Genomic DNA, 10,721 nt, shown 5'->3' with positions numbered 1-10,721 from the left:
GCTGAATGTGATCCTCGAGAAATCTCATTCTTTCACCACGACAGGGCATTTCGCTGTTACAACCCGCCTCCCATCCCTACCTCATCGGTGAATCCAGGGTAAGACCGTCAGCTACCGCATGGACCCCTACGACGACGCGAGCAAGATGAACTACTTCATGATGGAAGAGTTCGACAAAGAGGGCAACTTCGTTGCGCGTACGAGTTCATGGCACGAGATGGTCAACGACTGCGATTACACGTCGATCACCTATGCCGACGGCTCCAACTTGACGATGTCGATGGACCCGTCGGGATACCGGACCGCCGGCTTCACGGCTGCAGACGGCCGGCACCGCGCGGTCCCCGTCGAGTTGATCGACAGCATTTCGATGGCCACCACCGCTGGCATGTCGGGTTTGGAGAAGCACATTGCCCGCGGCGGGTCACTGCCGATGATCACCGGGGATTCGGTCGACAACATCGGCAAGACAATGAAGTTCGGCGGCCCGGCGCTGACGGCAGCGACGACCGTGTTCGACATGGTGATGGCGGATTCGGGCAAGGACCGGTGTATCGCTTTGGTTGCGGGCGTCGCCGGGGGCGGCGGCGGTTGGGGCGGAGCGGAACTCGGGGCTGCGGCGGGACTGTTCGGTGGACCCGCAGCGCCCATTACAGTTCCGGGTGGGGCAATGCTCTTCGCCTTCTTCGGCGGACTCGGTGGCTCGAAACTCGGCAGGTTCATCGGTGAGGTCGTATGTCCCTATTAGAGCTACCCGAGCCTGCGGGATGGCGCGGCGGGCACAAGTTTCTCGCGGTGGCGATTGTCTCAACGGTTGGCGTGGTGACGGGCTATGCCTACCTGGGCGTAGCCGCAGCGACCCGAGGCAATTACTTGACCACAGCCGTGACGGCCGGGTGGGCGGCCTTCCTGCTGACCTTCATCGCGGCAATGCTGTTGGTCGCGCTTGGCCGAACAACTGCACGGACCACAAGCGATGCAACGGGTTTCACCATCTGGCCGGACAGACGGTTCACCCTCGTCATGCTCATTGGCATAGCGGCGGTAATACCAAGTTGCGCGCTGTTCACTGTATTCGCGCCCTTCGGCGCCATCGAATTCGCGAACGCTCGGATGTCGCAGACGCTTTGGCCTGTGGCCACGGGGTTCCTCGTCTTCATCGGTATCGGCGGCTTGATCACCGCCTGGCGCCGCGGCGGCATCGGGCACGTGAAGCTGACACCGGCCCTGATCGAGAATGCGGACATCCTGAAGATCAGGGTTTTCGAATGGGACGACGTGGTCGACGTCGCCGACCATGCGGAATCACGAAGGGCCCGACGCGCGGTGGTACTCCGGATGAAGGACGGGCACGAAGAGATCATCAGCGTCGCCGACATCTACCTGCCGCGTGGTGCGGCGCTGTACTGGCTGGTGCGGCACTACTGGAAGCATCCCGAGGATCGAATGGAACTGGTGGACGACCGTGCCGCGAAGCGGCTGCGTGACGGACGCTTCGATCTGATGTAGCCGTCGTCCAGACTGCGTTGGCGGCGAAGCCTACTCACACTTCGTCGCCCTGGGCGCGGCCTCAACGCCGGCTGTGGATGGATAGCGCGGCCTGTGGATGGATTCAGCGGGAGATGGCCGCGAAAATGCCACCCTTCCGTCATGGAGGGGGTCTTCCTGGGCAGCGAGGCGCTGGCGAGCGGGGCGCTGACCCGCTATGAGCTTCGGACGTTCTACCGCCGAGTGCTGCCCGACGTGTACGCACCCAAACTGACCGAGCTGACGCTGCAGCAGCGCGCGACGATGGCGTGGCTGTGGTCTCACCGCGAAGGGTCATCTCAGTACATCGCCTCCGCCGGGTGGATTGTCGTCCGTGTGGTCAAGGGCGACAGGCGGTTCCAGATCCTCGAGCGTGTGGAGCGGGCGGTGCGCTCCCGTGGCGGGTTTGAGACTGCGCCACGGGCGAAGCCTTCTCGCACTTCTCAGCCCTGGTTGCGGTCTGAACGTCTGGACAGTGGGGTGTAGACTGAACACAGCTGGCAATCCCAGCAGTCCGGTTTGGATCAGTTTCTGCGCACTCGCGCTGGTCTCCCCGAGTCTTCACACACGCCGGTCACGCCGGTGGCAACAGCCCCAGGTCGGGATAATTTTGAATGCTCCATCGTTGGTCAACCATTTAGCCGCTCCCTTTGGGATGCAAAGCTTTTCCTACCTACCGAGTTTCGGCATCCTCAGCACGTACGCGCCGACAGCGTGCGGTCTCGCGACGTTCAGCGCGGCCCTGGCCGGCGGTCTGTCGGCGAGGGGCGTCGACGTCAACGTCGTGCGCATCGCCGACGAGACCCCCTCGGCGAGCCCGAACGTCGTCGGTGAGCTCGTCAACGGCTCCGCACCGTCGGTCGCGGCGACGTCCGAGCTGCTCAATCAGCGCGACGTCGCCGTCATCCAGCACGAGTACGGCATCTACGGCGGTCCCGACGGTGACGAGGTCGTCGACATCATGAAGGGCCTGAACGTCCCGTCCATCGTCGTTGCCCACACCGTCCTGAAAGACCCGACGCCGCACCAACGTTCGGTGCTCGATGAGGTCCTCGCACTCGCCGACCAGGTGGTCGTGATGTCAGAGGCGGCCCGCGAACGGCTGTACGCCGGCTTCACCGTCGACCGTCGCAAGGTCACCACCATCCCGCACGGCGCGGCGCTGCCCAAGACCGCCGCCCTGATGCGCAGGGGCCAGCCGACGATCCTGACCTGGGGTCTACTGGGCCCGGGCAAGGGCATCGAGCGTGTCATCGACGCGATGGCCACGCTGAAGAACCTTCCCCACCCGCCGCGGTACCTCATCGCCGGGCGCACCCACCCGAAGGTGCTCGCCACCCAGGGTGAGGCTTATCGCGAAAGTCTGATCGCGCAGGCGCAGCGTCTCGGCGTCGCGGACTCGGTGTCCTTCGATTCCGCCTACCGCACCCCTGAGGCGCTCACCACGCTCATGCAGGCCGCCTCGGTCGTCGTCCTGCCCTACGACTCCAAGGACCAGGTCACCTCCGGTGTGCTGGTGGACTCGGTGGCCAGCGGGCGGCCCATCGTCGCCACCGCCTTCCCCCACGCCGTCGAGCTACTCGGCAGCGGCGCGGGCACCGTCGTCGGTCACGACGACCCCGACGCACTGGTGGGCGCCCTGCACCGGCTCCTGACCGATCCGCGGGTGGCAGGCACGATGGCCTCCCAGGCCCGCGAACTCGCCCCGGCGATGGCCTGGCCCGTCGTCGCCAACGCCTACGTCACGCTGGCGCAACGGCTCGTGGCCGCAAGATTGTCAGCTGCATGACCGACATCACCCCCCAGCCGGTTTTCGCGCACCTGTTGCGCATGACCGACCACCGCGCCACCTTCGAGCACGCCCTCCTGACCGAACCTCGCCGCGAGCACGGCTACTGCACCGACGACATGGCCAGGGTGCTCGTCGTCGCCACCCGGGAACCCGAGTCCACGGGCGAGGTCAACGGCCTGGCCGGCAAGGCCCTGACGTTCCTGAACGAGGCGCAGTCCTTCGACGGCGCCTGCCGCAACCGGATGACCAGCGGTGGTCACTGGACCGACAAACCGACCACCGACGACCACTGGGGCCGGACGGTCTGGGGACTCGGCACCGCGGCCGCGCACAGCGACGTCAGCATGGTTCGTCGGCTGGCCGTGATCCAGTTCGAGCGTGCCGCCGAGGCCAGATCCCCGCACCCGCGGGCGATGGCGTTCGCGGCGATCGGCGCCGCCGAACTCCTCAGCGTCCAACCCGGGCATCCGGCGGCACGCAAACTTCTGACCGACTACGCCGCGTCCGTCTCGACATCCGTGGGCGACGCCGAATGGCCGTGGCCTGAGCCGCGACTCACCTACGCCAACGCCGTGGTCGCCGAGGCGATGATCGCCGCCGGCGTGGCGCTGGACGACCCTGCGCTGCGGGAGCGCGGCCTGGATCTGCTGGAGTGGCTGCTGAACTTCGAAACGGCCGACGGGCATCTCTCGCCGACGCCTGACGGGGGCCACGGACCGGGGGACACGCGGCCTGCGTTCGATCAGCAGCCGATCGAGGTGGCCAGTCTGGCCGACGCGTGCGCGCGCGCCGCGGCCACCGATCCGCGGCCGTTGTGGCCCGAGGGCATCCGCCTGGCGGCCGCCTGGTTCCAGGGGGACAACGACCTGGGTCTGCCCATGTGGGATCCGCAAACGGGAGGCGGGTTCGACGGGTTGCACGCCGACCGGGTGAACCTCAACCAGGGCGCGGAGTCGACGCTCGCGGTGCTCTCGACGTTGCAGCAGGCTCGACGCTATTCGCCTGTCCCACAATGATATCCGTGGTGAGGTTGCGATGACCGGCAAGCGAAGACCCACGCTGAGCGAGCTCGTCGTGCACATCGGTGCGGGATTCGTCGTTTCCCCGACGCGGATCTCATGCGTGCTCTGCACGAGGCCAAGCACGAGCTCATCCGGCAGATCGAGCACCAGAAGATGATGCGCGAACCCATGCACAACCGTCGGCTGTCCGGCAGGACGATCCGCCATCCGGTGGCCGCGCCCCGCGGCCCGGCCCCCTTTCCGGGGGCGTGAGCCGCGGAGCGTTTGCCGATGCTACTGACGGGTACTCTTGAACCAACACGCCGACCCGCCGCCGCATTCAACGTGAAAGCCGCCCGGGCCGGCACCTCATTTTCGGTTTCAGGGTTGGATCCACGCCCTTCGGCTGGATCTACCTAGGAAATGCATGGCCATCACTGACATCGCCCGATACACCCATCTCAGTGCCGCAGACATCAAGAGCCTCGGAAGCGAGCTCGACACGATCCGCAGCGACATCGAGAACTCCCGCGGGGCCGCCGACGCGACCTACATCCGGCGCACCATCCTGTTCCAGCGGACGCTCGACGTCGTCGCGCGGCTGCTCGTCGTCGGCACCCGGTCCAAGATCGGCTGGACTTTGGGCACGGCGGCGCTCGGCTTCGCGAAGTCCGTCGAGAACATGGAGATCGGCCACAACGTGTCCCACGGCCAGTGGGACTGGATGAACGATCCGGAGATCCACTCGAGCACCTGGGAGTGGGACATGGTCGCGGTGTCCTCGCAGTGGCGGTCGGCACACAACTACCGCCACCACGTGTTCAGCAACGTGTTGGGTGAGGACGACGACCTCGGGTTCGGAGTGATGCGGGTGACCCGCGACCAGCCCTGGGAGAAGAAACACCTGCTGCAGCCGCTGCAGAACCTGTTCCTGGCGTTGACATTCGAGTGGGGGATCGCGCTGCACGACGTCGACCTGGAACGGACCAACGCCGGCAGAGGCCAGCAGGTCAAGGCGCTGCTCGGGAAGATCGCCCGCCAGGGGTTCAAGGACTACGCGCTGTGGCCGGCGCTGAGCATCAAGCGGTGGCGCCGGACGATGGGGGCCAACGCGGTCGCCAACCTGCTGCGCAACCTGTGGGCCTACGTGGTGATCTTCTGCGGGCACTTCCCCGCCGGCACACAGAAATTCACCACCGACGTGCTGCAGACCGAGACGCGGGCCGAATGGTACCTGCGGCAGATGCTGGGCGCGGCGAACTTCAAGGCCGGCCGGCTGCTGGGGTTCGCGAGCGGCAACCTCTGCTACCAGATCGAGCACCACCTGTTCCCCGACCTGCCGAGCAACCGCCTCGCCGAGATCGCCGCACGGGTGCGGCCGCTGTGCGAGAAGTACGGCCTGCCCTACAACTCGGAATCACTGGCCCACCAGTACGGTTCGACGCTGCGGATCATCCACCGGCTGGCACTCCCGGACAACTTCTTCGGCACGGGCCGCGACGCGGACGTCGCTGCAATTTCGCCGCGCGGCCGCAAGCGGCGTCAGCAGAGGGTGGCGTCGCGGCGGGGTTCCGCGTTGCGCGCGGCCTGAATCCGCTTGTCTGCGCGCGTTGAGGCTGCGCCCTGGTTGTGCTACGAATGTGCTACGGTCGTCGCATGGGCGAAGTCGCTTCCCGCGAGCTGCGCAATGGCACAGCGGGCCTCCTCCGGCGCGTCCAGTCAGGCGAGGACATCACCGTCACGGTCAACGGCCGGCCCGTTGCCCGTCTGGTCCCCTACGAGGCTCCGCGGCGTCGGTGGCTCAGCAGGGATGAGCTGGTGAGCCGCATTCGCCGGGCCCAGGCCGACCCAGGACTGCGCGATGACCTCGCCGACCTCGCAGGTGAAACCACGGACGACCTCGGGCCGCTGCGGTGACCACATCAGGTGTGCTGGACACGTCGGTGTTCATTGCACACGAAAGCGGTCGAGCACTGGACTTTTCGCGGCTCCCGGACGAAGTGGCCACCACCGTGATCACGGTGGCCGAACTCAACGCCGGTGTCCTCGCCGCCGCTTCCGCCGATACCCGAGCACAGCGATTGGCCACACTCGACGCGGTTGCCGACCTGGCAGCGCTACCCGTGGACGAGGACGCGGCGCGCCTGTGTGCACGGATGCGTGTCCATCTCGCTGAGACCGGCCGACGCGTGCGTATCAACGACCTGTGGATCGCAGCAGTCGCCGCATCGCGCCGATTGCCGGTGGTCACCCAGGCCGGAGACTTCGATGCACTCGACGGTGTCGCCGGTCTCTCTGTTATTCGTGTGTGAGCCCACCGCCGTCTTCAGCCCGGAGGAGATCAACCGTCAACACGCGGCAAGATTACCAATCATGCCGTATGGCATCGTGTTTGACGCCTGAGTCGCAGACCTGGGGCCGCCCGTGCCGAAAGTCCCGTCGTGCGGTAGCCAACCCACGCATTTCAGACTTGACCAATCGCGTCTCACCCCTCAACGCAGTGACGCGCGTGCTGTCGCCGTGTCGTGGCAGGCTGTCCACGGCGCAACGGCGAGAGAGGGTCGGTCTGGATGCTGGTGCTTCATGGGTTCTGGTCACCCGGCGGTGCGGCGACCAGCGGACTGTGCCTGTGGGCTGAGGATCCCGACCGCACCGTGAAGAGTCACAGCCAGGCCATGCGCACCGCCCGCCCGCACCCCTTCGCCGCGCACGCCGACGTGGTGGCGGCGTTGGTCGGGGGACAGGCCGATACCGAGGTCCTGCGGTTGCCCTCGGTGCGGACGGCGCCGCTGGATTCTCCCGAGTTGTTCCGCGCGGTGCCGCGACGATCCCCGCAAAGCCCGCCTGCGTTGTTGCCGTGGACGGTACCGGTGGTGAGGTTGCCCGCCGCCGAGGCGTTGGCGGTGTTCGACGAGGCGCGCACCGACATCCGCTACGGCGCGACGATGCGCTTCCTGGCCGCGGTCGCCGAGTTCGCGGTGAGCCTGGCGCGATGCGGGCAGGTGTTGCCGACCGTCGCCGTCGACGAATTCGGGCCGACGGCGCGGTGGCGGCCGGTGTTCGCCGGACACGACGTCGTCGCGTTGAACTCGCTGGCCGCCGCGATGCCGCCGGCATGCCGCGCGCACTCACCCGACATCGCCCCGGACGCCCTCGTCGGTTCAGCGGTGGAAGCACTGGTCGATGCGTCGGTGCGGGCTGCGCTGCCGGCCGGGCTGGATCTGACCCCGCCTCGGCGCGGCCGACGTCCTCGGCAACTGCCCGCGGCGGAGGCCTGGCTGGCCGCGTTGTCGGGTACCGACGGTCGGTTCGATGCGGTCGACGACGATATCGCTGTGCTGGCAGAGCAATTGGCGCCCTGGGAGGCGATCGGTTCCAGTCAGAGCGGCCCGGCGAGGGCGACATTCCGGCTCACCGACACTGACACCGACGACGGTCAGCCCGGGTGGCGGGTGGAGTTTCTGCTGCAGTCGGCGTCGGATCTGAGCCTGCTGGTCGATGCCGCAACGGTGTGGGACGACGAAGGAGGTCTGCGCCGCTGGCTGGACCGCCCGCAGGAGTTGCTGCTCACCGAATTGGGCCGCGCGGTGCGTGTTTATCCGGAGCTCACACCCGGTTTGCGTACCGCCCGACCGACGGGGCTGGATCTGGACACCGACGGCGCCTACCGCTTCCTGTCGACGGTGGCCCCGTTGCTCGACGGCGCCGGGTTCGGGGTGCTGCTGCCGTCGTGGTGGGATCGGCGCCGCCGGGTGGGGCTGACCGCCTCGGCGGGCACCCCGGTGGACGGGGTCGTCGAGGGCGCCGGCCGGTTCAGCCGTGATCAGCTGGTCGACTTCCGGTGGGATCTGGCGGTCGGGGACGACACCCTGACCGATGACGAGATCGCCGCACTGGCCGCGGCGAAGGCGCCGTTGGTGCGGTTGCGCGGCCAGTGGGTAGCCGTCGATCCCGATCAGCTGCGACGCGGGATGGAGTTTCTGGAGCGCAACAGAACCGGCACCGCCACCGTCGGCGAGGTATTGGCCCTGGCCGCCGGGGTCGACGAAGCCGAAGTGCCGCTTGAGGTCGTCGGGGTGCGGGCGCAGGGGTGGCTCGGCGATCTGCTCGACGGTGCCGTGTCGACGACGCTTCAGCCGTGCGAGCCGCCGGCCGACTTCACCGCCACGTTGCGCCCGTATCAGCAGCGCGGCCTGTCCTGGCTGGCTTTCCTGTCCACTCTAGGACTGGGCGCCTGCTTGGCCGACGACATGGGTCTGGGCAAGACGGTCCAGCTGCTGGCGCTGGAAGCCACCGAACGGCGCGAGGGTTCGTCGCTGGGCGCTACGTTGTTGATCTGCCCGATGTCGTTGGTCGGCAACTGGCAGCGCGAAGCAGCGAAGTTCGCGCCCGGACTGCGCGTCTACGCACACCACGGCGGTGGGCGGTGCCGCGGGGATGCGTTCGACGAGCGCGTCGCCGATTCCGATGTGGTGGTCACCACCTACGCGACAGCCGTCCGCGACATCGAGCAGCTGGCCGAGCGTCGCTGGCACCGGGTGGTACTCGACGAAGCGCAGGCGGTGAAGAACCGATTGTCTCGAGGCGCGAAGGCTGTTCGCCGTCTGGACGCAGGTCACCGGGTAGCGCTGACCGGCACCCCGGTAGAGAACCGGCTCGCCGAGCTGTACGCGGTCGTGGATTTCCTCAACCCCGGGGTGCTCGGTACCCCGGAGGTCTTCCGCACCCGCTATGCGATCCCGGTGGAGAAGCACGGCCACACCGAACCGGCCGAGCGGTTGCGGACGATCACCCGTCCCTACATCCTGCGTCGCGTCAAGACCGATCCGACGATCATCGACGACCTGCCCGAGAAGATCGAGATCAAGCAGTACTGTCGTCTCACCGCCGAGCAGGCTTCGCTGTACCAGGTGGTGGTCGACGACATGATGACCAGGATCGAGGACGCGGACGGGATCACCCGACGCGGCAATGTGCTCGCCGCGATGACCAAGCTCAAACAGGTCTGCAACCACCCCGCCCAGCTGCTGCACGACCGGTCACCGATCGGCGAGCGGTCGGGCAAGCTGATCCGGCTCGACGAGATCCTCGAAGAGATCCTCTCCGAAGGGGATCGGGTGCTCTGCTTCACGCAGTTCACCGAGTTCGCCGAAATGCTGGTGCCGCACTTGTCGGCCCGATTCGGGCGGGACGTCGCCTATCTGCACGGTGGCACCCCGAAGGTGCGCCGCGACGAGATGGTCGCGGCGTTCCAGTCCGGCACCGGGCCGTCGATCTTCATCCTGTCGCTCAAGGCCGGTGGCACCGGCCTCACGTTGACCGCAGCCAACCACGTCGTGCATCTCGATCGCTGGTGGAATCCGGCTGTCGAGAACCAGGCGACCGACCGCGCCTTCCGGATCGGTCAGAAGCGAAAGGTGCAGGTGCACAAGTTCATCTGCACGGGGACTCTGGAGGAGCGTATCGACGACATGATCGAGCAGAAGAGGGCGTTGGCAGATCTGGCGATGCGGGACGGCGAGGGCTGGCTGACAGAGCTGTCGACGCGGGAATTGCGGTCCCTGTTCGCGCTCTCGGAAGGGGCGGTCGGTGACTAGGTGGTATCCGCCGCCGTCGAGACCCATCCGGGTCGCGGACGGGATCAAAGCGCGGAGCACGCGCGGCGCGATCGCCAAGACATGGTGGTCGAGGCGGTTCATCGAGGTGCTCGAAGGGTTCGGACTCGGCAACCGACTGCAGCGCGGTCGCAGCTACGCTCGCCAGGGCCAGGTCCTGGCGATGGAGGTCAGTGCCGGACAAGTCACCGCGGAGGTGCAGGGCAGCCGGGCCAAGCCGTATCGGGTGCGCATCGGTACCACGGCGTACGGCAAGGCGGACTGGACACAGATCGAGCAGCTGCTGGTCGAGAACGCCTGGTACACCGCGGCTTTGCTGTCGGGAGAGATGCCCGAAGACATCGAAGACGTGTTCACTTCGGCGGGGTTGGCGCTGTTCCCGGCCAGTCCCCGAGACCTGTCTTTGGACTGTTCGTGCCCGGATTCGGCGGTGCCGTGCAAGCACCTGGCCGCGGTGTTCTATCTGTTGGCGGAGTCGTTCGACGAAGACCCCTTCGCCATCCTGGCCTGGCGCGGGCGTGAGCGCGATGTGCTGCTAGCGAACCTGCAGGCCGCCCGGGCGAACGTCACGGCGGCCGATCACGCGCAGGCTTCGTGGCGGCCGCTGGAGGACTGCCTGGAGTCATTCTTCACGGTGCAGTCCGCGGTGCAGTTGCCGGCCCCGCCCGTGACGTCGTCGACGTTGCTGCTGGATCAGCTTCCCGAGACGGGTTTGGCGATTCGGGGGCATCCGATCGCCGAGCTTCTGCGGCCGGTCTACGGCGCGCTGGAGGCGAGTTGACGCTG

Annotated in this window: 11 protein-coding genes; all 11 read left to right on the top strand. The window is 67.1% G+C overall.

Features of this window, described 5'->3' with window-relative positions; genetic code table 11:
- The first annotated feature begins 118 nt into the window (after nt 1–118).
- The 11 genes from H7I57_RS28765 (at nt 119) to H7I57_RS33625 (ending at nt 10,716) form a co-directional block, all read left to right on the top strand.
- Nucleotides 119–748, top strand: coding sequence for a hypothetical protein (locus tag H7I57_RS28765; protein WP_264027897.1), 630 nt, complete (start codon nt 119–121; stop codon nt 746–748).
- 74 nt (nt 749–822) lie between these two features.
- Complete coding sequence (locus H7I57_RS28760) at nt 823–1,509, top strand: hypothetical protein (protein ID WP_264027896.1); 687 nt, start codon at nt 823–825, stop codon at nt 1,507–1,509.
- Nucleotides 1,510–1,650: 141 nt separating this feature from the next.
- On the top strand, nt 1,651–2,013 hold the full coding sequence (locus tag H7I57_RS28755; protein WP_264027895.1) for a hypothetical protein: 363 nt from the start codon (nt 1,651–1,653) through the stop codon (nt 2,011–2,013).
- Between the two features lie 169 nt (nt 2,014–2,182).
- Nucleotides 2,183–3,316 (top strand): glycosyltransferase, encoded by a 1,134-nt coding sequence (locus tag H7I57_RS28750; RefSeq protein ID WP_264027894.1) that lies wholly within the window; start codon nt 2,183–2,185, stop codon nt 3,314–3,316.
- Entirely contained in the window at nt 3,313–4,335 is a 1,023-nt protein-coding gene (locus H7I57_RS28745) for a glycosyltransferase (protein WP_264027892.1), read from the top strand. Before H7I57_RS28750 ends, H7I57_RS28745 begins: the two co-directional genes overlap by 4 nt.
- Nucleotides 4,336–4,437: 102 nt before the next feature.
- Entirely contained in the window at nt 4,438–4,593 is a 156-nt protein-coding gene (locus H7I57_RS28740) for a hypothetical protein (RefSeq protein ID WP_264027891.1), read from the top strand.
- Nucleotides 4,594–4,747: 154 nt separating this feature from the next.
- On the top strand, nt 4,748–5,911 hold the full coding sequence (locus tag H7I57_RS28735) for a fatty acid desaturase family protein (RefSeq protein ID WP_264027890.1): 1,164 nt from the start codon (nt 4,748–4,750) through the stop codon (nt 5,909–5,911).
- A 65-nt stretch (nt 5,912–5,976) separates the two neighbouring features.
- Nucleotides 5,977–6,237, top strand: coding sequence for a type II toxin-antitoxin system Phd/YefM family antitoxin (locus H7I57_RS28730; RefSeq protein WP_264027889.1), 261 nt, complete (start codon nt 5,977–5,979; stop codon nt 6,235–6,237).
- Nucleotides 6,234–6,632, top strand: coding sequence for a PIN domain-containing protein (locus H7I57_RS28725; protein ID WP_264027888.1), 399 nt, complete (start codon nt 6,234–6,236; stop codon nt 6,630–6,632). The genes H7I57_RS28730 and H7I57_RS28725 overlap by 4 nt, the downstream gene beginning before the upstream one ends.
- Before the next feature lie 258 nt (nt 6,633–6,890).
- On the top strand, nt 6,891–9,917 hold the full coding sequence (locus H7I57_RS28720; protein WP_264027887.1) for a DEAD/DEAH box helicase: 3,027 nt from the start codon (nt 6,891–6,893) through the stop codon (nt 9,915–9,917).
- Nucleotides 9,910–10,716 carry an SWIM zinc finger family protein gene (locus tag H7I57_RS33625; RefSeq protein ID WP_264027886.1) on the top strand — a complete coding sequence of 269 codons (807 nt, stop codon included), beginning with the start codon at nt 9,910–9,912 and terminating at the stop codon, nt 10,714–10,716. The genes H7I57_RS28720 and H7I57_RS33625 overlap by 8 nt, the downstream gene beginning before the upstream one ends.
- The last annotated feature ends 5 nt before the right edge of the window (nt 10,717–10,721 follow it).

Source organism: Mycolicibacterium pyrenivorans (assembly GCF_025821625.1).
GTDB lineage: Bacteria > Actinomycetota > Actinomycetes > Mycobacteriales > Mycobacteriaceae > Mycobacterium > Mycobacterium pyrenivorans.
This window is presented reverse-complemented; position numbering and strand designations above follow the sequence as displayed.